This is a genomic window from Rhizobium anhuiense, from assembly GCF_003985145.1.
GTDB classification, from domain to species: domain Bacteria; phylum Pseudomonadota; class Alphaproteobacteria; order Rhizobiales; family Rhizobiaceae; genus Rhizobium; species Rhizobium anhuiense.
This window is the reverse complement of sequence record NZ_ML133522.1, coordinates 158,053-182,978: the sequence shown is the minus strand read 5'-3', so window position 1 is coordinate 182,978 and position 24,926 is coordinate 158,053. Positions and strand designations below refer to the sequence as shown.

23 protein-coding genes are annotated in these 24,926 nt (G+C 60.4%); 16 read left to right on the top strand and 7 right to left on the bottom strand.

Features of this window, described 5'->3' with window-relative positions:
* Positions 1–56 precede the first annotated feature (56 nt).
* A complete protein-coding gene (locus EEQ99_RS06945; RefSeq protein WP_080759844.1) occupies positions 57–587 on the top strand; it encodes a TIGR00645 family protein in 531 nt (176 codons plus the stop codon).
* Positions 588–647: 60 nt separating this feature from the next.
* Here EEQ99_RS06945 and EEQ99_RS06940 read toward each other — a convergent pair whose 3' ends face one another.
* A complete protein-coding gene (locus tag EEQ99_RS06940; protein WP_127430178.1) occupies positions 648–2,297 on the bottom strand; it encodes a COG3904 family protein in 1,650 nt (549 codons plus the stop codon).
* A gap of 331 nt (positions 2,298–2,628) precedes the next feature.
* Here EEQ99_RS06940 and EEQ99_RS06935 point away from each other — a divergent pair, with 331 nt between their 5' ends.
* On the top strand, positions 2,629–3,354 hold the full coding sequence (locus tag EEQ99_RS06935; RefSeq protein ID WP_029867909.1) for a helix-turn-helix transcriptional regulator: 726 nt from the start codon (positions 2,629–2,631) through the stop codon (positions 3,352–3,354).
* Between the two features lie 46 nt (positions 3,355–3,400).
* On the top strand, positions 3,401–3,862 hold the full coding sequence (locus tag EEQ99_RS06930) for a PAS domain-containing protein (protein WP_029867908.1): 462 nt from the start codon (positions 3,401–3,403) through the stop codon (positions 3,860–3,862).
* A 47-nt stretch (positions 3,863–3,909) separates the two neighbouring features.
* Here EEQ99_RS06930 and EEQ99_RS06925 read toward each other — a convergent pair whose 3' ends face one another.
* The 3 genes from EEQ99_RS06925 to EEQ99_RS06915 form a co-directional block, all read right to left on the bottom strand.
* Positions 3,910–5,040, bottom strand: a complete 1,131-nt coding sequence (locus tag EEQ99_RS06925; protein WP_127430177.1) for a DUF2333 family protein — start codon at positions 5,038–5,040, stop codon at positions 3,910–3,912.
* 148 nt (positions 5,041–5,188) lie between these two features.
* A complete protein-coding gene (locus EEQ99_RS06920) occupies positions 5,189–6,262 on the bottom strand; it encodes a hypothetical protein (RefSeq protein ID WP_047614310.1) in 1,074 nt (357 codons plus the stop codon).
* A 73-nt stretch (positions 6,263–6,335) separates the two neighbouring features.
* Positions 6,336–6,938 carry a thymidine kinase gene (locus EEQ99_RS06915; protein ID WP_029867904.1) on the bottom strand — a complete coding sequence of 201 codons (603 nt, stop codon included), beginning with the start codon at positions 6,936–6,938 and terminating at the stop codon, positions 6,336–6,338.
* 237 nt (positions 6,939–7,175) lie between these two features.
* On the opposite strand from EEQ99_RS06915, the gene EEQ99_RS06910 reads away from it, so the two are divergent.
* The 6 genes from EEQ99_RS06910 (at position 7,176) to aptA (ending at position 12,998) form a co-directional block, all read left to right on the top strand.
* Positions 7,176–8,132 carry a choline ABC transporter substrate-binding protein gene (locus EEQ99_RS06910; protein WP_029867903.1) on the top strand — a complete coding sequence of 319 codons (957 nt, stop codon included), beginning with the start codon at positions 7,176–7,178 and terminating at the stop codon, positions 8,130–8,132.
* A gap of 73 nt (positions 8,133–8,205) precedes the next feature.
* The gene (gene choW, locus EEQ99_RS06905) at positions 8,206–9,051 is read left to right on the top strand and encodes a choline ABC transporter permease subunit (RefSeq protein ID WP_097542069.1); all 846 of its coding nucleotides are present in this window, start codon (positions 8,206–8,208) and stop codon (positions 9,049–9,051) included.
* On the top strand, positions 9,048–10,100 hold the full coding sequence (gene choV, locus EEQ99_RS06900; protein ID WP_029867902.1) for a choline ABC transporter ATP-binding protein: 1,053 nt from the start codon (positions 9,048–9,050) through the stop codon (positions 10,098–10,100). The genes choW and choV overlap by 4 nt, the downstream gene beginning before the upstream one ends.
* A gap of 31 nt (positions 10,101–10,131) precedes the next feature.
* On the top strand, positions 10,132–10,881 hold the full coding sequence (locus EEQ99_RS06895) for a HugZ family pyridoxamine 5'-phosphate oxidase (protein WP_029867901.1): 750 nt from the start codon (positions 10,132–10,134) through the stop codon (positions 10,879–10,881).
* A gap of 116 nt (positions 10,882–10,997) precedes the next feature.
* A complete protein-coding gene (locus EEQ99_RS06890) occupies positions 10,998–11,315 on the top strand; it encodes an ArsR/SmtB family transcription factor (protein ID WP_003561417.1) in 318 nt (105 codons plus the stop codon).
* A gap of 357 nt (positions 11,316–11,672) precedes the next feature.
* The gene (gene aptA, locus EEQ99_RS06885; protein ID WP_029867900.1) at positions 11,673–12,998 is read left to right on the top strand and encodes an omega-aminotransferase AptA; all 1,326 of its coding nucleotides are present in this window, start codon (positions 11,673–11,675) and stop codon (positions 12,996–12,998) included.
* A 104-nt stretch (positions 12,999–13,102) separates the two neighbouring features.
* On the opposite strand, the gene EEQ99_RS06880 is transcribed toward aptA, so the two are convergent.
* Positions 13,103–14,017, bottom strand: coding sequence for an HD-GYP domain-containing protein (locus EEQ99_RS06880; protein WP_047614315.1), 915 nt, complete (start codon positions 14,015–14,017; stop codon positions 13,103–13,105).
* 134 nt (positions 14,018–14,151) lie between these two features.
* Positions 14,152–14,388: a hypothetical protein gene (locus EEQ99_RS34485; RefSeq protein ID WP_155295704.1), complete on the bottom strand. Its 237-nt coding sequence runs from the start codon at positions 14,386–14,388 to the stop codon at positions 14,152–14,154.
* 114 nt (positions 14,389–14,502) lie between these two features.
* Between EEQ99_RS34485 and EEQ99_RS06875 the strand changes: the two genes are divergently transcribed.
* Both EEQ99_RS06875 and ade read left to right on the top strand, forming a co-directional pair.
* Complete coding sequence (locus EEQ99_RS06875; protein ID WP_047611329.1) at positions 14,503–15,606, top strand: branched-chain amino acid ABC transporter substrate-binding protein; 1,104 nt, start codon at positions 14,503–14,505, stop codon at positions 15,604–15,606.
* A gap of 119 nt (positions 15,607–15,725) precedes the next feature.
* A complete protein-coding gene (ade, locus tag EEQ99_RS06870; protein WP_127430176.1) occupies positions 15,726–17,423 on the top strand; it encodes an adenine deaminase in 1,698 nt (565 codons plus the stop codon).
* Between the two features lie 71 nt (positions 17,424–17,494).
* Here ade and bglA read toward each other — a convergent pair whose 3' ends face one another.
* Positions 17,495–19,141 carry a beta-galactosidase BglA gene (gene bglA / locus EEQ99_RS06865; protein ID WP_127430175.1) on the bottom strand — a complete coding sequence of 549 codons (1,647 nt, stop codon included), beginning with the start codon at positions 19,139–19,141 and terminating at the stop codon, positions 17,495–17,497.
* A 285-nt stretch (positions 19,142–19,426) separates the two neighbouring features.
* Between bglA and EEQ99_RS06860 the strand changes: the two genes are divergently transcribed.
* The 5 genes from EEQ99_RS06860 to EEQ99_RS06840 are packed head-to-tail and all read left to right on the top strand — an operon-like array spanning position 19,427 to position 24,865.
* The gene (locus EEQ99_RS06860) at positions 19,427–21,007 is read left to right on the top strand and encodes a peptide ABC transporter substrate-binding protein (RefSeq protein ID WP_097542066.1); all 1,581 of its coding nucleotides are present in this window, start codon (positions 19,427–19,429) and stop codon (positions 21,005–21,007) included.
* Positions 21,008–21,055: 48 nt separating this feature from the next.
* Entirely contained in the window at positions 21,056–21,979 is a 924-nt protein-coding gene (locus tag EEQ99_RS06855) for an ABC transporter permease subunit (RefSeq protein WP_047611335.1), read from the top strand.
* Positions 21,976–22,893 (top strand): ABC transporter permease, encoded by a 918-nt coding sequence (locus EEQ99_RS06850; protein WP_127430174.1) that lies wholly within the window; start codon positions 21,976–21,978, stop codon positions 22,891–22,893. The genes EEQ99_RS06855 and EEQ99_RS06850 overlap by 4 nt, the downstream gene beginning before the upstream one ends.
* On the top strand, positions 22,894–23,886 hold the full coding sequence (locus tag EEQ99_RS06845) for an ABC transporter ATP-binding protein (protein WP_047611339.1): 993 nt from the start codon (positions 22,894–22,896) through the stop codon (positions 23,884–23,886).
* Positions 23,879–24,865 carry an ABC transporter ATP-binding protein gene (locus EEQ99_RS06840; RefSeq protein ID WP_127430173.1) on the top strand — a complete coding sequence of 329 codons (987 nt, stop codon included), beginning with the start codon at positions 23,879–23,881 and terminating at the stop codon, positions 24,863–24,865. Before EEQ99_RS06845 ends, EEQ99_RS06840 begins: the two co-directional genes overlap by 8 nt.
* Positions 24,866–24,926 lie beyond the last annotated feature (61 nt).

Sequence of the window (24,926 nt, the reverse complement as noted above, 5' to 3'; positions counted from 1 at the left end):
AACCACGCTGGGCGTTTATGTGGCGGTCAACGATTGCGGTTTCACAGGGTGAAAACATGAAGTCACTGGAACTCATCATTGAGCGCATCATCCTGTCGAGCCGCTGGCTCCTCGTCGCCTTCTATATCGGCCTGGTAGCGGCGCTCGCCGTCTATGCCGTTTCCTTCGCCTACAAGCTCCTGAAGATCGCCTCCGGCGTCTTCGAGCTCGACGAAGCGGAGATGATCCTTGCCATGCTCAGTCTGATCGACGCAGCCCTCGTCGCCAGCCTGATCGTCATGGTGATGATCTCGGGCTACGAGAATTTCGTCAGCCGCTTCGATGAGGCCAGTGAGGCTGACAACGAGGTTTCCTTCCTCGGCAAGCTCGATTCAGGCAGCCTGAAGATCAAGGTCGCCTCCTCGATCGTCGCCATTTCCTCCATCCATCTGCTGCAGGTCTTCCTTAATGCCGACAAATATGCCGACGGCAAGATCATGTGGCTGACCTTCATGCACCTCGCCTTCGTCGCCTCCGCCGTCATGCTCGGCTTCCTGGAGAAGCTGATGAGCGTGACGTCGAAAAATGATTTGAAGGACAAGGGGTAAAGGGACGACGAACTGATTGTCCCACGTCAGTGAGTGGGCACACCGGCGTTCTTTTCCGCATCAATTCGAGGCCGCAGCAACAGGAGCGATCTCTGCCTCAGCTTTTCTGGGGCATCGAAGACTTTCCTTGGCATCGGGTCCACATAGGCGATCACCGGGCTCATCACCGTAAGGGATGATCCCGTTGACGATGCCAAGCTCGAGCGCCTGAGAACGAGGAATATTCTTTCGCTCAATCGAGGTCGCGAGCATCATCGTCTCGAAAGACTCGGCATTAACGCCCATCTCGTCGAAATAGGCGAAGAATTTCCTATCTTCAGCCGTCGTGGGTCTGACAAGGCCGATATCGGAATATCCGACAATCCGCGGCGTTCCGCTCATCAAGACGAGAGTACAGGTCGAAAGGCAGTATGCACCGCCGGCAGAGACCTCCCCCTCCGTCGGACCGCTTTTGGCCATGCTCGCCTTGCAACGCGGATCGAGCGTCGGGCAGTTCGGCAACCGCGTTCTGCCAATCGAGGTCTCCAGACCTGCCGCACGGATCACACGCCCCATCGCGAAAGCCGCATCCATGTCCCCGCCATTGGACTGAAGAACGAGCGGCAGCTTTCTTTCGCCGAGCGTCTTCAAGATTGCCGCCAGCCGAGCCGGGGTATCCGGCGTGATGTCTCCTTCCGCAGAAATCCACTGCGTGCACTCCTCCTGGCAATTGCCATGATACATCAGGAGAAAGTCCATCGGCAGGGTTGTCGGCTGTTTCTCGCTTGTGTCTGCAGTTGCGGGCGCCCCAGCCGCTTCGACCGCCGAATGGCCGTGGCAGGCGGCATCAGTGGCTGCACCCGCCACGCAGAGCGGCATGCCCGGCCACTCATTGTAAGCCAGCATGTCGGTGTTCAGCCCCATGCGAAGTGCATCTGCTGGCGGCACGATAGTGATGCGATCAGGAGGGGTACTCATCATCAAACCGATCAGATCGGCACTGACGCCCATCTCCTTCAAATAGCCCGTCAGGGCAGCGGCCGCCTTCTTTCCAAGTTTAGTGGAACTACTCTGCCCCGCGGATTTGCGTCCAACCTCCTTGCGGGAAATTTCCGTCTTCTTGCCATTCACGATCTTGTATTCGATGCGATAGGAGACACGCTCTCTCTTGTAGACGGTCGTGATCTGGTGGACACCGATGAAAGCCCATTGCGACGAGACGCGCGAGGTACCGCCGGCGAAAGCCAGAGGACATGCGGAAAAGCAGTATGCGCCATCCGAATAGGTGACGCCGACCGGGCTGCCATCCTTTTCGATAGCGGCGGCGCAGCGCGTATCGTCCGCTGGGCAATCCTTCAGTCGCGTGCCTCCTACGGCTGTTTCCAGACCGGCCTTGCGGATCATCCGGCCCATCGCATAGGCAGCATCGACCTCACCACCTTCCGACTGAAAGACCACCGGCAATTTCCGATCCCCGATTTTCTTCAGAATTTTTCGGAGCTGGCCGGGAGTATCGGTGGTTATGCGCCCCTCTGCCGATATCCATTCAGGACAGTCTTCCATGCAGAGGAGGCTTCGTACGATGATGAAACGCATTGGCGCCTGCCCCGCCTGCTTCTTCTTCTCGGCAGCCTGTGAGATCGCGGCACCGATCGGCAAGCTCAAAAATAACAGGGCAAGTAATATAAGGAAAAACAGATGCTTGCGAAAAACAAAAATTGCAAAGCGCACGATTAAATCGCCTCAGTTATACATGAGAATACGATTAGCAATTGCATCGAACCGCAGCAAGCCAGATTTCGCTGGTGTTACCGCCCAACCTCTTTCCCGAAGTGATTCTCTTCCTGTCCGGCTGCGTGAGATCCATCGCTCTGCGGCCACGCGGGAGCCAAAGATACCGCAACGCTATTTTTGCAAGTCGAAACTCAACCAAGACGCGATCTACTGTGACTAATTTTTCACAATTTGAATGAATCGGCTTGCGCCAAGTCGGTTGGGACTAGCATCCCGCCGCCTTTCTGTGTTTGATAGCGGTAACATTGGGGCTGCCGGAGGCGTACAAATGTCTTACATGACTACCTCTGAAAGACAGTCATTGCTTTCGGCAGAGCTTGCGACTGCACGAACACGTGGCCTCTTTGCACAGGCGCTCGGCAGAATCTCCACAGCCTTCGGATTGTCGCATGCGACGCTGATGCACGCCCCTTCTCCCGAAGACCTTCTTTTGAAACCGCTGCTGATCGAGAGTTCGCTTCCGGCCGCCTATGTCAGGGAGTTTGATCGCGCCCACATGATGCGCGGTTGTCCATTTGGCGTGCGGCTGAGAGAGTCCGCTGTGCCGCCGGTCTGGCACCTCAACGACACCGTCAATGGTCAGGCCTTTCCTGCCGAACTGCGTGCCCTGATGCTGCGCCATGCCATACCGGCAGGCGTCGCCATGCCGACCATCGCAGCCGATGGCCAACGGTTGGTCTTCTGGTTCTGCGGCGACCGCGCCGCACTCGGCCAGAGCGAGATCAATGAGTTGGCAATGATCATTCTGCATGCACTCGATGCATACAATGCAGTCAAACGCAACGAGGAATGCGCGCATAACGCGCTGTCGACTCGCGAACTAGAAGTTGTACGCTGGACTGCCCAAGGCAAAACCTCGATCGAAATCGGCCAGATCCTGGCGCTCTCGGACCATACGGTGAACGCCTATATGACGAACGCGATCAAAAAACTCGATTGCGTCAACCGCACCCAGTTGGTAGCTAAGGCAATTCGATTGAAGCTGATCAACTGAGGCATCAGAAGAGAGTCGGCACGTCGTCCCGTGATCTGGGGGAATCGTGTCTCTTCGTTTCGAACAGCCCGTCATTGACAAGACAGCGCAATCCCGCGCCCACATCGGCATCACCGATGCGGAAATTGTCCAGATGCTTGCTGCCTATCGCCTTTTCGGCTTCTGGCGCATCGACATCGAGACTGGACATTTCTTTGCAAGCGAGGATGTGCACACGATCTTCGATCTCCCCTACAGCGACGGCCCCGTCAATCTGACAGAGCTGATGTCGCGCATTCATGAGGAGGACCGCAGCCTCATCGCTCAAACCTTCGAAGAGGCGAGCCTTCACCGCGCCGGTTTCCATTTTGTCTATCGTGTCGACAACCGGCTTGGCGGCTACAAGGTGGTGCGCAGCGTCGGCCGCTTCCGTGACGATGAAAGTGGCAGCGGCATCGTCGGCATCACCTACGAATTCGTCGAGAAACTGCGTGTCGTCGGCTTCGAGGACAACACGGCGTCTCGCTGACTCGACAGCGATAACGCCTGATTAGCTCGTCTGTTGGACGCGCGGGATTAGCGGTCGAGCACCGAGCGGATTTCGACGAGGTTCGAGCGCACCCTCAGAATATAAAAGCCCATGGTGGCGAGATGGCTCGGCATGATCCAGCCATCCTCGCGCCCGTTCGAGATGATCGCCGGCTGGATGCGCAGCGCCGCCTGGAACTGTCGCATGGTCCCGCCCCAGATCGCTCCGAGATTGCGCTCCGACACAACTTGCGAGAAATCGGCCTGGGCAGCCGCCATGATCGCGTAATAGCCGTAGAGCTGGCCGTAGGCGAACCAGAACCGGTCGTCGGCGCGGGTATCGAACCAGCCGCGATTGTGGTTTTCCGAGCGCTCGGCAAGCATATCCGAGGTGCCGCCGAGATCGTTGGCGATGCGGTCGATGAACTGCACCAGATTGTCGGCACGGCCATCGAAAATGGCGTTGCAGAGGGCGAGATCAGTGTTGAACTTGCGCAGGCTGCCGATCGCCGAGCGGTAATAGGAAGGCGTCGGCGTCTTCGGCCCGAAGGGATTGAACCCGAAATACCAGCTATATTCGTCGAACTGCAGATTGCCCCGCGCGCGCTGCAGGTCGTTGTTGATACCCGATGTGCCGCGCACGCGCCCGAGCGTGTCGACAAGCTCCACCGAGGTCCGCCGGACCGCCTGGTTGACGCCGCGCTGGAACGACGCCTTGTTGTCGAGGAAGGGCGTGTGATCCCAGTCGATGCCGAAGAAGCCCATCTTGTAGAGCAGCATGGAGGAAATCCATGCGTTCTGGTTGACATTGAAATCGGTCAGATCGGCCGCGACGTCGACGATCGCCGAGCGCTGGCAGGTCTTTGGCGCGGTCGCATCGGCTCCTTCAGCGACCGGCACGTCCTGCCCGGCGGCAACCTTGCGTTCGGAAAGCCGGTACTGGTCGACGAAGGCGGTGTTGAAATTCGTCCAGATCTGCGTCTGCCAGAAGAAATAGCCGTAAAGCACGACGAACAGCGCCACGAACGCGATGACCGGCAATCGGATCAGCCAGCTCCGGCGCTGATACCAGCCATGCGCGGCAAGAAAAGGCCAGAAGGCCCAAGCGGCAAACAGGCGGGCCCAGCGGCCGATCGTCTGGCCGATCAGCCTGAAAAAACCGGCAATCCCGTCAAGCATCGTCGTCTCCTGTCAGGGCGAGGCGAACATCGGGACATTGCCGCCCCGCTGCTTCCACATATGCGCTCGATGGCCCGAGCACAACAAGAGCCTCTCGATTTTTCGGATTGAAGTTATGGCGAAAAAGGGCGCGCAACGCGCCCGGCGATCAGGAACGCAGGAAAGGCAGGTTGAAACGGAAGGACCTGCGCGCCGTGTCGATCAAAGGCGCTCCCAATGTCGCCGGCGGCGGCTCGGCATAGGTCGGAAACCGCCTGGCGAATTCGAGATCGGCGCGGCTCTTGCGTCGCTCCAGATCCTGGGCGACCAGCATGCCCTTTTCGAACAGCCGGATCGGCGCGGCGATATCGGGAAAGAGTTCCGGCTTGATCCGCATCTTCATGCCCGGCCGGTCGGTATCGACCTGCGCCTGGTAGATGATCAGCCGCTCCTCGACATCGATCATCAGCTTGCGCAGCAGCACGTTGCAGGCGGCGATCCGGCCGTTCAGCGAATCGACAAAAGCCTGGAACAGGCCGATGAAGCGCTCGCGCCGCTGGCTATCGTCGCGCATCTCGTGCTCGCCGGCGGAAATCCGCTCGGCCTCCGCCTTCAACGCCCGCCGCTCCGCCTCCATCTGCTCCCAATGCGCCCTGTTGCCATAGACGCCGATACGGCCCTGCGTCGTCAGCGCCTTGGCATTGAGCTCCTTCATCTTGAGGCGGGCGATATCGATGGAAACGACCAGCCGGCGCCGCTGCTCGACAATGTCGACGAGGCTGAGTTCGGCCGCCTTGTGCCGTTCGGTGAGCAAGGCGCGCTGGCCGGCGATCAGCCTGGCGAGCGCGTCCGATTTCGCCAAAAGATCGAGCAGCCGTTCGATGACGGGCGCCTCACGTACACGTGAGGTATACATGCGCCACATCCGCTGGCGCGACAGCCAGCCGGCCATCTTCTCGCGCAGCGTCAGCCCCCGGAAGCTGTCGAGATCGGCCGAAACCTCGGCCGTCAGCCGGTCGAGGGCAAAGACCAGCTCGGCCAGTTGGGCGTCGAGCCCCGCAGCATCGGCGATATGGGCCTGGAAGCGGACATTCTGCTCGATGAAGATCTCGTCGGCCGACCGTGTTTCGTCACCGCTAAAGGCGCCGATCGCAGCCACGCAATAGGCTCCCTCCGCCGCAATGCTCTCGGCAAGTCTGCCTGCGACTTCGTACTGGCCGTCGAATGGCGGGGGTTTGCGCACCTGATCTCTCCAGGGAATCTCCTGCTCAAGCTAGTCGCTTGCGGCGCCAAAGAAAACAGGCAGCTTCGCGGCTTCAGACCGGCTCGGCGATCCAGGCACCGTTCATCGCGTCGTCCCAATGCCTGCGGCAGAGCGAGACATATTTCTCGTTTCCGCCGACATCGATCTGCGCGCCTTCGTGCAACACTTTTCCCTCTGCGTCGTGTCGCACCACCATCGTCGCCTTGCGCCCGCAATGGCAGATGGTGCGCACCTCGCGCATTTCGTCGGCGATCGCCAGCAGTTCCTGCGAGGCCGGAAACAGCTTGCCCTGGAAATCGGTTCTCAGCCCGTAGACCATGACGGGGATACCGAGCCTGTCGACGACCCTGGCAAGCTGCCAGACATGGACAGGCGTCATGAAATGCGCCTCGTCGACGAAGATGCAGGATATCGGCGCCCCTTCGCCGCTCAACGTCGCGACCAGCCGAAACAGATCCTCGTGCGGCTCGAAGGGAATGGCGCTCGCCTCCAAGCCGATCCGCGAACCGATCACGCCCCGGCCCGCGCGCTCGTCGAAAGCGGCGATCAACTGCACGGTGCGCATGCCGCGCTCCTGATAATTATAGGAGGCCTGCAGCAGCATCGTCGACTTGCCGGCATTCATCGTCGAGTAGTTGAAATAGAGTTTTGCCATCCGATTTCTCCTTAATCGGCTTATTGAAAGCTCGGAATGGCAAAGAAAAGCCCCGTGGCGGCGATAATCACAGGAATCCACGCTCAAAAACCGCCGAAAGCCCCGAAAACAGGGCGTCGCGAAAAAATCCGCCGACGTCGCAATCGCATGGGTCGATACGACGCAAACGCACTGAGGTCGCTTGTCAAACTCGGTTATTGATGGTTGGCTTGGGAACTTAAAGACTGGGAGTCTAAAATGAAAACAACAAGCACATTCAAACTCGTCACTGCAACTGCCGTCGCCGCCCTCTCCGTTGCGACCGCCGCCTTCGCCGCAGATCCAGACAGCTGCTCTACGGTGCATTTCTCGGATGTCGGCTGGACTGACATCACTGCCACCACCGCCACCGCATCCGTCATTCTGAAGAGCATCGGCTATCAGACCGATGTTAAGGTCCTTTCGGTGCCGGTCACCTACACCTCGCTGAAGAACAAGGACATCGACATCTTCCTCGGCAACTGGATGCCGACACAGGAAAAGGATGTCCGTCCCTACCTCGACGATAAGTCGGTCGAATCCTTCGGCCCCAACCTTGTCGGCGCCAAGTACACGCTCGCCACCAACGCCAAGGGCGCCGAGCTCGGCATCAAGGACTTCAAGGACATCGCCGCTCACAAGGACGATCTCGACGGCAAGATCTATGGCATCGAGCCTGGCAATGACGGCAACCGCCTCGTCATGGACATGATCGAAAAGAACACTTTTGACCTGAAGGATATGGAAGTCGTCGAATCCTCCGAGCAGGGCATGCTCGCTCAGGTCGCGCGTGCCGACAAATCCGGCAAGCCCGTTGTCTTCCTCGGCTGGGAACCCCATCCGATGAACACCAACTTCAAGCTGACCTACCTCACCGGCGGTGACGATATCTTCGGTCCGGATTTCGGCGGCGCCAAGGTCTACACCAACGTGCGGGCCGGTTACCTCGACGAATGCCCGAATGTCGGCGCGATGCTGAAGAACCTGACGTTCTCCCTCGACATGGAGAACCACATCATGGGCAAGATCCTCAACGACGGCAAGGAGCCGGAGGCTGCGGCTTCCGAATGGCTGAAGGCGAACCCCTCGGCGATCGAACCCTGGCTTGCGGGCGTCAAAACCCGCGACGGCAAGGGCGACGCGCTGGCGGCCGCCAAGACCGGCCTCGGTCTCTGATGACATGAACGGGGCGGCTCGCCGCCCCGTTTCATTTTTGTCCGATTGTTGTTTTTCTGGATAGGCGCGCCCCTTGAATTGGATCACCGAATTTAAGATTCCCGTTGGCCCCTGGGCCAAATCCTTCGTGGATTGGCTGACCTCGAACGGCGAATGGTTCTTCAACCAGATCGCCTTCCTGCTATCGAGCGCCATAGACGGCCTGCTCTTCGTGCTGCAGAAGCCTCATCCGCTGATCGTCATCGCTGCCATCACCGCCATCGCCTTCTGGCTGCGCCGGTCGATCGCGGTCGCCGTCTTCACCTGTCTCGGGCTGCTGCTCATCGTCAACCAGGACTATTGGAAGGAGACGACGGAGACGCTCGCCCTCGTGCTCGCCGCCACCTTCGTCTGTATGGTGATCGGCATTCCGCTCGGGATTGCCGCCGCCCGCCGCCCTTGGGTCTATGCCGCCATGCGCCCGGTGCTCGATCTCATGCAGACCATCCCGACATTCGTTTATCTGATCCCGGCGCTGATCCTGTTCGGCCTCGGCATGGTGCCCGGGCTGATCGCCACCGTCATCTTCGCAATCCCCGCACCGATCCGGCTGACGCGGCTCGGCATCATCTCGACGCCGCCGTCGCTCGTCGAAGCCGCCGTCGCTTTCGGCGCGACGCCGATACAGGTGCTACACAAGATCGAGCTTCCGTTCGCCACGCCGCAGATCATGGCGGGCCTCACCCAGACCATCATGCTGTCGCTGTCGATGGTCGTCATCGCCGCCCTTGTCGGCGCTCCCGGGCTTGGCGTGCCGGTCGTCCGCGCGCTGAATACCGTCAATATCGCCAAGGGTTTCGAGGCGGGTTTCTGCATCGTCATCCTGGCGATCATTCTCGACCGGATGTTCCGCACGGCGGGTGAAGGAGGCGGCGCATGACCGCGGTAAGCTTTAACAATGTCAGCATCATCTTCGGCGACCGGCCGGAAACCGCGCTTGCCATGGTCGACCAGGGCAAAACGCGCGACGAAATCGGCGCCACGACCGGCCTGGTGCTAGGTGTCGCCAATGCCTCGCTGACGATCGAGGAGGGCGAGATCCTGGTGCTGATGGGCCTTTCCGGCTCCGGCAAATCGACGTTGCTGCGCGCCGTCAACGGGCTCGCGCCCGTGGTACGCGGCGATGTCGCAGTCTCGGCCGCCACCGGCTCCGTCAACCCCTACAAATGCAATGCCAAAGCCCTGCGCGACCTGCGCACCCACACCGTCTCCATGGTGTTCCAGCAGTTCGCCCTCCTGCCCTGGCGCACCGTCGCCGACAATGTCGGCTTCGGTCTCGAGCTCGCGGGCATGCCGGAGGCCGAACGCAAGGTCCGCGTCGGTGAGCAGCTCGAACTCGTGAACCTGACGAAATGGGCGGACCGCAAGGTCAACGAACTGTCAGGCGGCATGCAGCAGCGTGTCGGCCTTGCCCGCGCCTTTGCCACCGGCGCCCCGATCCTGCTGATGGACGAGCCCTTCTCGGCACTCGACCCATTGATCCGCACCCGCTTGCAGGACGAACTCCTGGAGTTCCAGCGGCGGCTGAAGAAGACCATCCTCTTCGTCAGCCATGATCTCGACGAGGCCTTCCGCATCGGCAACCGCATCGCCATCATGGAGGGCGGCCGCATCATCCAGTGCGGAACGCCGCATGACATCGTCAAGAACCCGGCCGACCAGTATGTCGCGGATTTCGTGCAGAACCTCAATCCGATCAATATGTTGACGGCGGCCGACGTGATGCAGCCCGGCCTCGGCCAGACTGCCGCCGGCATGAGCGTCAGCGCCACGGCCCGTGCCGCGACGCCACTCGTCGATGTCCTCGATGCCCTTGCCCGCCAGCCGGGCAGTATCGGCATCGTCGAGAACGGCGCGATCGTCGGCACCATCTCGGCCCAGGATATCGTCGCCGGCCTCACCCGCCATCGCCGCAAGCAGGACGCTTGATGTTTTCCGTCCGCTTTGCCACAAAGCGGATATGAAAGATCAGCCCTCGCCCTTACGCGAAACCGACGACGAGGCCCGCAAGCTCGCCCGCGTGCTTCTGCGCTCCGCGCGGCACGCGGCGATTGCCGTTCTCGACCCCGAGACCGGCTTTCCCTTCGCCAGCCGCGTGCTGGTCGCGATCGACATCGACGGCACGCCCGTCATCCTGGTTTCGAGGCTGTCGGCCCATACCAGGGCGCTCGGCAGCGACCCGCGCGCCTCGCTCCTGACCGGCGAGCCCGGCAGGGGCGATCCCCTCGCCCACGGGCGTCTGACGACCCAATGCCTGGCGGAAGCCGTCGAGCGCGGGCACCCGTTTTACGAACGTATCCGCACACGTTTTCTCGATCGCCACACCAAGGCGAAGCTCTATATCGACTTCCCTGATTTCCTCTTCTTCCGTCTCAAGCCGGAGCAGGCCAGCCTCAATGGCGGCTTCGGCCGCGCCTACCAGCTCGATGGCAACGATCTGATAATCCAGTCGGCCGCGAATGAGGAGATCGCCGCCGCAGCGACGGCAGCAGTGCGAGATTTAGTAGAACGTCACCCCGATGTGGCCGAAAGGCTCGCTGACCGCCTAAAGGCGCCGGAATCGGGTTCTTGGCGTATTTGTGGTATCGATTCCTCAGGTTTCGACATGATTTCCGGCGATTTTCTGCTGCGACACGAGTTCGAAACCCTCGCTGTGGATGCCGATCACATTTGTTCAAACATATCTAAAATAGCATACTCGATACCTTAAATTTAGGTATATACAATCTTCGACCCCAGTTGCTAGTTTTTGGCATCAGTCAAAATCTCGGCTGAGGGGCCAGTGCCAGCACGCATGATGTACGTTTCGCATTAGGAAGATAACATATGGAAACCTCTGATTTGGCCGATCACACGAACGTGGCGGCAGCTTTATTGTCGGCCATGGCCAACCCGAAGAGATTGCTGATCCTGTGCAGCCTCGTGAAGGGCGAAGTCGCCGTCGGTGTGCTGGCGACGCAGGTCGGCCTCAGCCAGTCGGCTCTCTCTCAGCACCTGTCGAAACTGCGCGCTCAAAAGCTGGTCAAGACCCGACGGGACGCACAAACCATCTACTATTCGAGCACCTCCGAGCCGGTCATGAAAATTCTGGCAACGCTCGAAGATATCTACCTCGTGCAAAACAGGAATAGATCCGCCGCTTGATGATAGCGCTGACATGAATGTCGGCCGATGCCCTGCCGCAAGGGGATGTTCCCGGAGGCGTGGCAGCGATATTTCAGCACCTGAACATTAATGGCACGACCGGCAAATTTGCGATTTGCCGGTCGTGCTTTTTTCTTGAAAGCCATATTCTTCCTGCTCCCCTCACCGGAAAGACTTGCAGCATGACCGCGCCGAGGCGCTCGCCCGTGATCGAGCGAAGCAGCTTGAGCCTGCCGTCAGGAGGGGCTCCGGGACTTTTCCCGTTGACGCCTTGGGAAGCCCTGATAATTTGACCGGGCAGTAAAAATATGGGCGAGAAGCCCCCGGGAAAGGGCCGTCAGCGGCCAGGAGAACAGCATGTCCAACCGCCTCAACGCACCGAACGATCTTCGCGCCTTCTGGATGCCGTTTACGGCAAACCGCCAGTTCAAGAAGGAGCCGCGTTTGTTCGTCGGCGCCAAGGACATGTATTATACGACCCATGACGGCCGTCAGGTGCTGGACGGCACGGCTGGCCTCTGGTGCGTCAATGCCGGCCACTGCCGCCCGAAGATCACCGAGGCGATCCGCGAGCAGGCCGGCGAACTCGATTACGCGCCGGCCTTCCAACTCGGCCACCCCAAGGCCTTCGAACTGGCAAACCGGCTGGTCGATATCGCCCCGGAAGGCCTGAACCACGTTCTCTACACCAATTCCGGTTCTGAATCCGTCGAGACGGCGCTCAAGGTGGCGCTCGCCTATCACCGGGTGAAGGGCAATGGTTCACGCTTCCGCCTGATCGGCCGCGAGCGCGGCTATCACGGCGTCAATTTCGGCGGCATCTCGGTCGGCGGCATCGTCACCAACCGCAAGATGTTCGGCACGCTTTTGACCGGCGTCGATCACATGCCGCACACCCACCAGCCCGGCAAGAACAGCTTCACCCGCGGCGAGCCCGAGCATGGCGGCGACATCGCCACCGAACTCGAGCGTATCGTCACTCTGCATGACGCCTCTACCGTCGCGGCCGTCATCGTCGAGCCGGTGGCCGGCTCCACCGGCGTCTTGATCCCGCCGAAGGGCTACCTGCAGAAGCTGCGCGAGATCTGCACCAAGCATGGCATCCTTCTGATCTTCGACGAGGTCATCACCGGCTTCGGACGCCTCGGCGCCCCCTTCGCCGCGCAATATTACGACGTCAAGCCTGACATGATCACCGCCGCCAAGGGGTTGACCAATGGCGTCATTCCGATGGGCGCCGTCTTCGTCACCTCCGAGATCCATGATGCCTTCATGAACGGCCCGGAGCACATGATCGAGTTCTTCCACGGCTATACCTATTCCGGCAACCCGATCGCGTCTGCCGCAGCACTCGCCACGCTCGACACCTACAAGGAAGAGGGTCTGCTGACACGCGCCGCCGAGCTCTCCGACTACTGGGCCGATGCTCTGCACTCGCTGAAGGACTGCCCCAATGTCATCGACATCCGCAACACCGGGCTGATCGGCGCGATCGAACTCGACCCGATCGCCGGCGAACCGACCAAGCGCGCCTTCACCGCTTTCCTGAAAGCCTATGAAAGCGGCCTGCTGATCCGCACCACCGGCGATATCATCGCGCTCTCTCCGCCACTGATCATCGAGAAGCAACACATCGACGAGCTCTTCGGCAAGCTGCGGACGATCCTGCAAAACAACATCTGAAAAAGCTCGCAAGCTTCCGGCAACAGCGCCTGCGTCGCGCGTCAGAAAAGAGGCGCGGCGCTGTAAGCCCGTGCAGGCCCTTTTGTTGCGAAGATGGATGGATTTCAGTTCACGGCGGCGACGGAAAGGCAGAGGGCGAATTTCTTCAGGAGCCGGCGATCAAAATGCCCTTCATTGCCAAGCATCCACTTCAATGCCTGGCTCGCGCTCCATGGCGCTCTGTACGGCCGCACGGAGGTGATGGCGTCATAGACGTCGCAAATCGCGGCAAGGCGCGAATGGAAGCTGACCTGCTCTTCGGAAAGCTTGCGGGGATAACCCTTGCCGTCGATACGCTCATGATGGTTGAGGCAGACGTCTAGAACGATCTCCGATATGCCTTCCTGGCGTGACAGGATTGCGTGTCCCTTTTCCGGATGATCGCGGATCATCTTGATCTCGTCCTCGTCCAAGGGACCTTCCTTGTTCAGTATCTCGAGCGGAATTTCGAGTTTACCGACATCGTGCAGCAATCCCGCCGTGCCGAGCGCCTGCACGGTAGCCTCGTCAAGCCCGAGATGACGGCTGAAAAGGATCATCAGCGCACTCACCGAAATGGAATGCAGGAATGTCGCTTCGTCCCTGGATTTCAGACGCGTAACGCTCAAAAAGACAGTGGGATTCTGATCTATCGACTTGGAGACCGAGGAAATCACCGGAGCCACCTGATCTATGCTGATCCCGTCGCCGTGCTGGAGTCGACCAAAAACACTTTCCAGCACCTGCACGGATTTCTGGATGGTCTCGCGTGCCGCCTTGGTATCGATCTCGATATTGCCGCCCGGCAGGCCATCAATGTCGAGGCCTCTGCTGGTGTTGATGATAACACCTGTCATGCCGCTCTTGCGAAGCTTCTGGGCATCGATTTCACGGCGCAGGAGAAATCTTCGTTTAGACAGAAGAGGATCCTGCCAGGCACCCTCGATCGCCTCTACAAACATTCCGGTGCGCACCTGTCTGGCTTCGACCCGCTTGAGCATCCAGCTCTCTATTCCTGAAAATATCTCTCTGTTTATTTCGACCGCTCTTTTGCATCGCAGCAATATATGCGCGCACAATGGTTCTACACTAACTGGTAGAATCAAGTGTTAATCTCAAAGCGGAATTCGAATAGTCAGACAGATAGAGAGCTTCCGCGAAATTCGGGAGGGTTCATCGGCGCGCCGCTGACGCGGGGTACCGGCACCAAGAAAAAATGGAAAACGGCGCCGAGATCGATGATTTTTCGACGATTCGCGCCGAATCGGCTCGATTTTCGTTTCATTTTGTTATCATCTTGCGGAATCTCACCAAAATTCCTAGAAATCTTGGCGTTGCGCCCGTTCGAGCCAAACATGGCCGGAGGGCGCATTGATCGCGCCGATATCGATCGTCCTTGGCACGGCCTGAGGGTCGTTGAACGATCCGGAAAAACCGGCGCGGCACCTCATCGTGGGTCGAATGACCCCATCCAAGGAGACAGACAATGACCCTCAAGACATTGACGGCGACCCTAGTCGCGTCACTCGCCTTTGCGCCGCTCGCCCATGCCGATATCACCATCGGCCTGATCGCGCCGCTGACCGGCCCCGTCGCGGCCTATGGCGATCAGGTGAAGAACGGCGCTCAGACCGCCGTCGACGAGATCAACAAGAAGGGCGGGATTCTCGGCGAGAAGGTCGTCCTCGAACTGGCCGACGATGCCGGCGAACCGAAACAGGGCGTTTCCGCCGCCAACAAGGTCGTCGGCGACGGTATCCGTTTCGTTGTCGGCCCGGTGACCTCGGGCGTCGCCATCCCGGTTTCGGACGTGCTTGCTGAAAACGGCGTGCTGATGGTCACTCCGACTGCGACGGCCCCTGACCTGACCAAGCGCAGTCTCACCAACGTGCTGCGCACCTGCGGCCGCGACGACCAGCAGGCCGAAGTCGCCGCCCAATATGTGCTGAAGAATTTCAAGGACAAGCGCGTCGCCATCGTCAACGACAAGGGCGCCTACGGCAAGGGCCTTGCCGACGCCTTCAAGGCGACGCTGAACGCCGGCGGCATCACCGAAGTCGTCAATGACGCGATCACCCCAGGCGACAAGGATTTCAGCGCGCTCACCACCCGCATCAAGTCCGAGAAGGTCGACCTCGTCTATTTCGGCGGTTATCACCCGGAAGGCGGTCTGCTCGCCCGCCAACTGCATGACCTCGCCGCCAACGCGACGATCATCGGCGGCGACGGCCTCTCCAACACCGAATTCTGGGCAATCGGCACGGATGCCGCCGCCGGCACCATCTTCACCAATGCCTCGGACGCCACCAAGAACCCGGACTCCAAGGCCGCAGCCGAGGCGCTCGCCGCCAAGAACATCCCGGCCGAAGCCTTCACCCTGAACGCCTATGCCGCCGTCGAAGTGCTGAAGGCTGGCATCGAGAAGGCCGGCAGCGCCGAGGATGCGGAAGCAGTCGCGACCGCGCTGAAGGGCGGCCAGGAGATCCCGACCGCCATCGGCAAAATCACCTACGGCGAAACCGGCGACCTGACCTCGCAGAGTTTCTCGCTCTACAAATGGGAAGCCGGCAAGATCGTTGCTGCCGAATAAACCATCGCTGACCGTCGACGACCGGGCGCCCTTACGGCGCCCGGTTTCGTTTTGCGGCACTCGCTTGTGGCGGCAGATCGGTTATAAGTTTCGGAATCGGTTGCAATGTGAGCAATGCCATGACCACCAAGCTCGAACGTCTCATCGACCAGGGCGTCGGCCGCGTGCCGGCCGATATCGTGCTGAAGGGTGGCCGCTTCTTCGATCTCGTCACCGGCGAACTCGTCCTCTCCGACATTGCCATCGGCGCCGATCGCATCGTCGGCACCTCAGGCAATTATGATGGCGAGACCGAGGTCGATATTTCGGGCAGGATCGTCGTTCCCGGCTTCATCGACACGCATCTGCACATCGAATCCTCGCTGGTGACGCCGCATGAATTCGATCGCTGCGTCCTGCCCTATGGCGTCACCACCGCGATCTGCGATCCGCACGAGATCGCCAATGTGCTCGGAAGCGCCGGCATCGAATTCTTTCTCGAATCGGCGCTGGAGACGATCATGGACATCCGCGTCCAGCTCTCCTCTTGCGTTCCAGCGACCCATCTCGAAACCTCCGGCGCCGATCTGCCGATCGAGCGCCTCCTGCCCTACCGCCACCATCCGAAAGTCATCGGCCTTGCCGAATTCATGAATTTCCCCGGCGTGATCCACAAGGATCCTGTCTGCATGGCCAAGCTCGAGGCCTTCCAGGGCGGCCATATCGACGGTCACGCGCCGCTGCTGTCCGGCAACGACCTCAACGGTTACCTCTCGGCCGGCATCCGCACCGAGCACGAATGCACGACGGCCCGCGAAGCACTGGAAAAGATCCGCAAGGGCATGCACATCCTCGTGCGTGAAGGTTCGGTATCCAAGGATCTCGCCGCGCTGATACCCATTATCACCGAGCGGCTGTCGCCCTATCTGGCGCTCTGCACCGACGACCGCAATCCGCTCGATATCGCCGAACAGGGCCATCTCGATCACATGATCCGCACGGCGATCGCAAGCGGCGTCGAGCCCCTGGCGATCTACCGCGCCGCCTCGATCTCGGCTGCCCGCGCCTTCGGCCTCAGGGATCGCGGTCTGGTCGCACCGGGCTGGCGCGCCGATCTTGTGGTTCTCGGCAGCCTGGAAAATTGTCGCGCCGACATGGTCTTCTCCGCCGGCCGCCGGGTCACCGATGCACTCTTTTCCTCGCGCAGACCGGTTGCTCCGATCGGCCTCGACAGCGTCAAGGCCCGGCCCGTCAACGCCGCCCATTTCGGCGTGCCGGTCGCCGAGGGTGAAACGCCTGTCATCGGCGTCATGCCGGGCAAGATCATCACCGAACATCGCCGCTACCGCCTGCCGGTCAGGGGCAACGAGACGACGGTCGATCTTGCCAATGATATCATCAAGGTCGCCGTCATCGAGCGCCATGGCAAGAACGGCAACCATGCCAACGGCTTCGTCCAGGGCTTCGGCCTGAAGAAGGGCGCGATCGCCTCCACCGTCGGCCATGACAGCCACAACATCTGCGTCGTCGGCGTCAGCGAGGACGATATGGCGCGCGCGGCAAACCGTCTCGGCGAGATCAAGGGCGGCTTCGTCGTCGTCGAAGACGGCAAGGTCACCGGCGAAATCGCCCTGCCCATCGCCGGCCTGATGAGCCTTGAGCCCTATGAGACGGTCCGCGATACACTGCACCACCTGCGCAAAGCCGCCTTCGCGCTCGGCGCCACGCTTGAGGAACCCTTCCTCCAACTCGCCTTTCTGCCGCTGCCGGTCATTCCGCACTTGAAAATATCCGACCGCGGCATGGTTGACGTGGACAAGTTCGCGTTGATCGGGTGATGCAATTCTAGGGCTGATTTCGCAGTGGGCGACCTTTGAATGTTGCCTTCATGGTTACGGCAGAAAGAACATCAAACCCGCGCGCAAAACCCGTCGAGCGCCGCAAGCTTCACCGATCCCACGCCAGCCACCGCCGCGAAGCCCGGCATCTCGAGCGGTTCCTCAAGCACTACGCCATCAGGCAGATGGAATTCCGCCGGTTCGCGCGTCAGGTTGAAGACGAAGAGCAGTTTTTCTCCGTCCTTTTCGCGGGTGAAGGCGAGCAGATCCTGGTTGGTGCCGATGAAGGTCATATCGCCGTCGATCAGTGCCGGATGGCTCCTCCGGAAAGCAAGCGTCCTGCGGTAGTGATGCAGCACCGAGCCGTCGCTTGCCTCCTGCATATCCACCGAAAGTGCTGCCTGCTCGTAAGGCACCGGCAGCCAGCTCTTTTCCGCCGAGGTGAAGCCCGCATGCGCTTTGCCCGCCTCCCAGGGCATTGGCGTGCGGCATCCGTCGCGGCCCTTGAAGGCCGGCCAGAAGCGGATGCCATAGGGGTCACGCAGATCCTCGAAGGCGAGTTCGGCCTCCGGAAGCCCGAGTTCCTCGCCTTGATAGAGGCAGATCGAGCCGCGCAGCGCCGCAAGCACCGAGATCGCCAGCATGGCGATGACGGGCCGCTCTTCCTCCGTCCGCGCAAAGCGGCTGACATGGCGCATGACGTCGTGGTTGGAAAAAGCCCAGCAGACCCAGCCGTCGGTCACCGCTTTCTGAAAAGCCTCGACGCAGCCGCGAATATGCACGGCGGTGAAATCCGGTCCGAGCAGATCGAATGTGTAGCACATGTGCAGCTTGTCGCCGCCGCTCGTATAGGCGCCGACCGTCTTCAGCGAACGCGCGCCGTCGCCGACTTCGCCGACGGTCGTGCGATCTTCGTATTGGTCGAGCAGCGCCCGGAAGCGCTTGAGGAAATCGACATTTTCCGGCTGCGTCTTGTCGTAGAGATGGTTCTGCATGCCGTAGGGGTTGGTGTCGGGCGCATCGAGGCCTGCGTCGTCCTCGTCCGGCTCGTGCGGCGGATTGCTCCTGAGCTGCTTGTCGCAGAAATAATAGTTCACTGTGTCCAGCCGGAAGCCGTCGACGCCGCGGTCGAGCCAGAACCTCACTGTCTCCAGTACCGCATCCTGCACTGCCTTGCTGTGGAAGTTGAGGTCCGGCTGTGAGGTCAGGAAATTATGCTGGTAATATTGGCGACGCACGCCATCCCATTCCCAGCCCGGTCCGCCGAAGATCGACAGCCAGTTGTTCGGCGCCGTACCGTCAGGCTTCGGATCGGCCCAGACATACCAATCCGCCTTGGAATTGGTCCGGCTCGACCGGCTCTCGACGAACCAGGGATGCCGGTCTGATGTGTGCGAGATCACCTGGTCGATGACGACCTTGATGCCGAGCCTGTGTGCCTCGGCCATCATCTCGTCGAAATCGGCGAGCGTCCCGAAGATCGGATCGACATCGCAATAATCGGAAACGTCGTAGCCCATATCGGCCATCGGCGACTTGAAGAAGGGCGAGAGCCAGATCGCGTCGACGCCGAGGCTGGCAATATGCGGCAGCCGGCGGGTGATTCCCCTGAGATCGCCGAGCCCGTCGCTGTTGGTATCCTGAAACGATCGCGGATAGACCTGATAGATCACCGCGCCGCGCCACCAGTCCGCACTCCCGCCTGCCTGCAATGCCATCGGCTACATCTCCTGCCTCGTTTGCGCCCGCCACACTAAAGCGGAAGAAACAAAAGACAACCATGTGAAGCCGTTATGAAGGCGCTGCGAAGGCCGCGAGGCATCGTCGCGATCCGACAAGGGGGAGACGTATATAGGCTTGTCCACAACCCCTTTCCACCCTCCGGATTTGGGGTTGCAACGCAAAGCCTTTGCGATAATGTGCGCACTGACCTGCACGTAAGAGGTCAAACACCGGGAACAAATGTCTAATAAAGGCGCAAAGCCTAGAAAGGTGGACCCACCATGAACCAATTCACGAAAAAATTTCTCGCCTCTGCAATGCTTGGCACATTGCTGGCGTTTTCGGCGCATGCGGCCACGCTGAACATTCACAATGGTGGCGACCCGCAGTCGCTCGATCCGCAGAAACTGTCAGGCGACTGGGAGAACCGTATCGCCGGTGACATCTTCGAGGGCCTCGTCACCGAGGACGCCAAGGACAATCCGATCCCAGGCCAGGCCGAAAGCTGGACGATTTCGCCTGATGGCAAGGTCTACACCTTCAAGCTTCGCGACGGCATCAAGTGGTCCGATGGCCAGCCGGTAACGGCAGAAGACTTCGTCTTCGCCTTCCAGCGCCTCGTCGACCCGAAGAACGCCGCTGATTATGCCTATCTGCAATTCACCATCAAGAATGCCGAAAAGATCAACAAGGGCGAGATCACCGATCTCAACCAACTCGGCGTCAAGGCGATCGACGACAAGACGCTCGAAATCACGCTCGAAAATGCCACGCCCTATTTCCTCAATGCCCTGATGCACTACACCGCCTATCCGCTGCCGAAGCATGTCGTCGAGGCGAAGGGTCAGGATTGGGTCAAGATCGGCAACATCGTCACTAACGGCCCTTACAAGCCGGTCGAATGGGTTCCGGGCTCGCATGTCACGACGGTCAAGAACGACCAGTGGTACGACACCAAGGACCTGAAGATCGACGGCGCGAAGTTTTTCGTGCTCGAAGACCAGGAAGCCGCGCTGAAACGCTATCGCGCCGGCGAATTCGACATCATGACCGACTTCCCGACCGACCAGTATGAGTGGATGAAGAAGAACTTGCCGGGCCAGGCCCATGTCGCGCCGTTTCTTGCCAGTTATTACTATGTCGTAAATGCCCAGAAGCCGCCCTTCAACGACAAGCGTGTGCGCCAGGCTCTTTCGATGGCAGTCAACCGTGAAGTGATCGGTCCGCAAATCCTCGGTACCCAAGAACCGCCCGCTTATTCCTGGGTTCCGCCGGGCACCGCCAATTATGGGCAGCCAGCCTATGTCAGCTGGAAGGATCTGCCCTATAGCGAGAAGGTAGCAGAAGCCAAGAAGCTGCTGACGGAAGCCGGCTTCGGCCCGGATCATCCGCTAAAGGCGCAGCTCCGCTACAACACCAACGACAACCACAAGCGCGTTGCCGTCGCGATCGCCTCTATGTGGAAACCGCTCGGCGTCGAGGTTGAACTCTATAATACCGAGACCAAGGTGCACTACGACGAAATGCAGCGCGGTCAGGTAGAAATCGGTCGAGCAGGTTGGATCGCTGACTACAACGATCCGGATAACTTCCTGAATCTGCTAACAACAGGTGTCTCGATGAATTACGGTCGCTGGAGCAATCCCGAGTACGACAAGCTGATCAAAGAAGGAAACGCCGAAAGGGACATTGGCAAGCGCGCTGAAATCTTCAAGAAGGCCGAGCAGTTAGCTCTAGACGACAGCGCTGCCATTCCACTCTACTACTATGTTTCGAAGAACGTCGTTTCTCCAAAGGTTGAAGGTTTCGTCGATAATATTCAGGACATCCACCGCACCCGCTGGCTGTCGATGAAAGAGTAAGGGAAAACGGTCCTTCCCGCGCATTGCGGGAAGGACCGGCCCACGACCATGATCAAATACGCCCTCCGTCGCCTGCTGTCGACGATCCCCGTTCTGTGGATCGCCGTGACAGTCTGTTTTTTTGTTTTGCGCCTTGCCCCCGGCGGCCCTTTCGATGGCGAAAGGCCATTGCCGCCGGTGATCCTGAAGAACCTTGCGATCCACTACAATCTCGACAAGCCGCTCATCCAGCAGTACCTGATCTATGTCGGTGACCTGCTCCGGGGCGATCTCGGCCCCTCCTTCGCCAGCGAGGATTTCACCGTCGCCCAGCAGATCATGATCGGTCTGCCCTACACCTTCACCATCGGTACGGCTGCCTTCCTGATTGCCATCATTGTCGGCGTGGCCGTCGGCTGTCTTGGGGCGCTCTATCAGAACAAGGCACCGGATTATATTCTGGGCGCGCTCATTCTAGTGGGCGTCGTGCTGCCGAACTTCCTGATTGCGCCCATCCTGCAGCTCGTCTTCGGCATCCATCTCGCTTGGTTTCCGGTCGGCGGCTGGGGTGACGGCTCGATCAAATACCTTATCCTGCCGATCGTCGTTCTGGCGCTGCCGCATGCCGGCCGTATCTCGCGCATCACCCGCGGCTCGATGATCGAGGTGATGAATCAGAACTTCATTCGCACCGCCAAGGCCAAAGGCATCGGTCCCCGCCTGACAGTCATGCGCCATGCGCTGAAGCCCGCCATGATGCCTGTCGTCTCCTATCTGGGTCCAGCGGCAAGTTACCTTCTCACCGGCTCGCTGGTTGTCGAGAGCATCTTCGGATTGCCCGGCATCGGCCGCTATTTCGTCAACGCAGCGCTGAACCGTGACTACGGCATGGTTCTCGGCACGGTCATCTTCTACATGGTGCTGATCGTGTTCCTGAACCTTCTCGTCGATATCGCCTATGCGTGGCTCGATCCGAAAGTGAGAAACCGATGATCCTCAATCCCGCAAAACGCGAGTTGCTCGCCCAGGAACTGCTGGAGGCGGAGGGCCTTGCGCCCGAAAGCCGTTCGCTCACCAGGGATGCGCTACGCCGCCTCGGGCGCAACAAGGCAGCCGTCCTGTCGATTTTCGTCCTGGCGCTGCTGATCCTTGCGGCCTTCGTCGGCCCCTGGTTCATTCCCTTCAACTATGAGGATCCAGATTGGGCGGCCTTCCGCATACCGCCCTCGATCGAAACCGGCCACTATTTCGGTACCGACCCGAACGGCCGCGACCTTCTCGCCCGCGTCCTTTACGGCACCCGGGTCTCGCTTGCCGTGGCGCTGACGGCGACCGTCGTCTCCGTCTTCATCGGCGTGCTCTACGGCGCCGTATCGGGCTATATCGGCGGCAGGCTGGATGCGATCATGATGCGCTTCGTCGACATCATGTATGCGCTTCCCTATATCCTCTTCGTCATCCTGCTGATGGTGATCTTCGGCCGCAACGTCTATCTGCTCTTTGCGGCGATCGGCGCGCTGGAATGGCTGACCATGGCCCGCATCGTGCGCGGCCAGACGCTATCGATCAAGCATCGCGAATTCATCGAGGCGGCCCGCGCATCCGGGCAGCGGCCGTTCAAGATCATTATCAAGCACATCATCCCGAACCTCGTCGGCCCGGTGGTGATCTTCGCAGCACTGACGGTGCCTGAAATCATCGCCACGGAAAGCTTCCTTTCCTATCTCGGCTTCGGCGTGCAGGAGCCGCTGACCTCGCTCGGTACGCTGATCGCCGAGGGGACCGATGCCATGGAAAGTATGCCCTGGCTGCTGGTCTTCCCGGCCAGCTTCCTTGTGGCCCTGCTGCTCAGCCTGCTCTTCATCGGCGACGGCCTGCGCGACGCGTTCGACCCGAAGGATCGTTAAATGACGGATACCCTCCTCGAACTCAAAGACTACTCGATCACCTTCAAAACACCCGATGGGGAGGTGAAGGCGGTCTCGAACATGAACCTGACGGTCAAGCGCGGCGAGCGCATCGCCATCGTCGGCGAGTCCGGCTCCGGCAAGAGCCAGACCTTCCTCGGCATCATGGGCCTGCTTGCCAAGAACGGCAGAACGACGGGACAGGCGCTGCTCGAAGGCAAGGACGTGCTGGCGCTGAAACCGCGCGAACTCGACCAGATCCGCGGCAAAGACATGGCCATGGTTTTCCAGGACCCGATGACCGCCCTCAATCCATCGCTGAAGATTTCCCGGCAACTGACGGAGCAGCTCGAGGTTCACGGTGGGCTCACGGCGCGCGCCGCATCCGCCGCCGCACTCGACATGCTGAAACGCGTCGGCATTCCCGACCCGACGCGGCGCTTCCACCTCTATCCGCACGAGCTATCCGGCGGCATGCGCCAGCGCATCGTCATCGCCATGGCGCTGCTCACCCGGCCGAAACTTCTGATCGCCGACGAACCGACGACGGCGCTCGACGTCACCATCCAGGCGCAGATCCTCGATCTCTTCAACGACCTGACGGCGGAGATGAACACGGCGCTCGTCATGATCACCCACGATCTCGGCGTCGTCGCCGGCCTCGCCGACCGCGTCGCCGTCATGTATGCCGGCCGCATCGTCGAGGAGGCGCCGGTCGACGAGCTCTTCGACAACCCGGCCCATCCCTATACCGCAGCACTGCATGCCTCGATCCCGCGCCCTGACCAGGATGTCGACGACCTCGTCGTCATCCCGGGCCGCCCGCCGAACCTGCAGCACCTGCCGAAGGGCTGCAATTTCTCGCCGCGCTGCTCGCAGGTCCAGGACGATTGCATCGATCGCCCGCCGCCGCTCGAAACGCTGGCGCCGCACCATTGCGCCGCCTGTTACCACCCTTTCCCGCGTCGCGAGGAGCTGCTCAACCATGGCTGAACGATCGCTTCTGAGGGTCGAGAACCTGACGACCCAATTCGAACTGCCGGCGAAAGGCCTCTTCAAGCCGCCGATCTTCCTGACTGCCGTCAACAATGTCAGCTTCGACCTCAGCGAAGGCCGCACGCTCGGCATCGTCGGCGAATCCGGCTGCGGCAAGTCCACGCTCGGCCGCTCCATCCTGCGGCTGCTGAAATCGCAGAAAGGTCGCATCCTCTGGCAGGGCCGGAACCTTCTCGACCTGTCGGACGAGGAAATGCGCGCCGCCCGCCGCGACATGCAGATCATCTTTCAGGATCCGATCGCCTCGCTCGACCCGCGCATGACGGTCGGAGACATCATCGCCGAGCCGCTCACCGTCTTCGAGCCGAAACTCTCCAAAACCGAGCGCACCGAGCGTGTCCGCGAGATCATGACCGCCGTCGGCCTGGTGCCGGAAATGATCAACCGCTATCCGCACGAATTCTCCGGCGGCCAGGCGCAACGCATCGGCATTGCCCGCGCGGTCGTCACCAAACCGAAACTCATCATCTGCGACGAGCCGGTTTCGGCCCTCGACGTCTCGATCCAGGGTCAGGTCATCACGCTTCTGCGCAAGCTGCGCAAGGAGTTCGGCCTGACGCTGATCTTCATCAGCCATGACCTTTCCGTCGTGCGCCTGATCTCCGACGATGTGCTGGTGCTCTATCTCGGCAGGGTTGTCGAAGCCGGCGACTGCGCCACCGTCTTTGACCATCCCGCCCATCCCTATACGCAGGCACTCTTCTCCGCCGCGCCGATCCCGGATCCGAAGCTCGCGCGCCTGCGCACCCGGATCCGGCTGCAGGGTGATCCACCTTCACCGCTCAACCCACCGAAAGGCTGCGTCTTCTCACCGCGCTGCTGGAAGGCGACCGACATCTGTCGCACCGAAATGCCGCCGACCGAGGAGGTCCGTCCCGGCCAGAAGGCCGCCTGTTATCATATGGACAGGCCATGAACGGAACGAGGGCCGCGTGAGAGCGGCCTTCGCCTTGGATGCCTGATGCGCCATCCATTGT

Excerpts from the sequence above, each read along its gene's own strand:
- EEQ99_RS06875 (WP_047611329.1), top strand. The coding sequence starts at position 14,503 with ATGACCCTCAAGACATTGACGGCGACCCTAGTCGCGTCACTCGCCTTT.
- EEQ99_RS06855 (WP_047611335.1), top strand. The coding sequence starts at position 21,056 with ATGATCAAATACGCCCTCCGTCGCCTGCTGTCGACGATCCCCGTTCTG.
- EEQ99_RS06860 (WP_097542066.1), top strand. The coding sequence starts at position 19,427 with ATGAACCAATTCACGAAAAAATTTCTCGCCTCTGCAATGCTTGGCACA.
- choV (WP_029867902.1), top strand. The coding sequence starts at position 9,048 with ATGACCGCGGTAAGCTTTAACAATGTCAGCATCATCTTCGGCGACCGG.
- EEQ99_RS06945 (WP_080759844.1), top strand. The coding sequence starts at position 57 with ATGAAGTCACTGGAACTCATCATTGAGCGCATCATCCTGTCGAGCCGC.
- EEQ99_RS34485 (WP_155295704.1), bottom strand. The coding sequence starts at position 14,388 with ATGCGCCCTCCGGCCATGTTTGGCTCGAACGGGCGCAACGCCAAGATT.
- EEQ99_RS06925 (WP_127430177.1), bottom strand. The coding sequence starts at position 5,040 with ATGCTTGACGGGATTGCCGGTTTTTTCAGGCTGATCGGCCAGACGATC.
- EEQ99_RS06840 (WP_127430173.1), top strand. The coding sequence starts at position 23,879 with ATGGCTGAACGATCGCTTCTGAGGGTCGAGAACCTGACGACCCAATTC.
- EEQ99_RS06880 (WP_047614315.1), bottom strand. The coding sequence starts at position 14,017 with ATGCTCAAGCGGGTCGAAGCCAGACAGGTGCGCACCGGAATGTTTGTA.
- EEQ99_RS06850 (WP_127430174.1), top strand. The coding sequence starts at position 21,976 with ATGATCCTCAATCCCGCAAAACGCGAGTTGCTCGCCCAGGAACTGCTG.
- EEQ99_RS06915 (WP_029867904.1), bottom strand. The coding sequence starts at position 6,938 with ATGGCAAAACTCTATTTCAACTACTCGACGATGAATGCCGGCAAGTCG.
- bglA (WP_127430175.1), bottom strand. The coding sequence starts at position 19,141 with ATGGCATTGCAGGCAGGCGGGAGTGCGGACTGGTGGCGCGGCGCGGTG.
- EEQ99_RS06845 (WP_047611339.1), top strand. The coding sequence starts at position 22,894 with ATGACGGATACCCTCCTCGAACTCAAAGACTACTCGATCACCTTCAAA.
- aptA (WP_029867900.1), top strand. The coding sequence starts at position 11,673 with ATGTCCAACCGCCTCAACGCACCGAACGATCTTCGCGCCTTCTGGATG.
- EEQ99_RS06895 (WP_029867901.1), top strand. The coding sequence starts at position 10,132 with ATGAAAGATCAGCCCTCGCCCTTACGCGAAACCGACGACGAGGCCCGC.
- EEQ99_RS06890 (WP_003561417.1), top strand. The coding sequence starts at position 10,998 with ATGGAAACCTCTGATTTGGCCGATCACACGAACGTGGCGGCAGCTTTA.
- EEQ99_RS06935 (WP_029867909.1), top strand. The coding sequence starts at position 2,629 with ATGTCTTACATGACTACCTCTGAAAGACAGTCATTGCTTTCGGCAGAG.
- ade (WP_127430176.1), top strand. The coding sequence starts at position 15,726 with ATGACCACCAAGCTCGAACGTCTCATCGACCAGGGCGTCGGCCGCGTG.
- EEQ99_RS06910 (WP_029867903.1), top strand. The coding sequence starts at position 7,176 with ATGAAAACAACAAGCACATTCAAACTCGTCACTGCAACTGCCGTCGCC.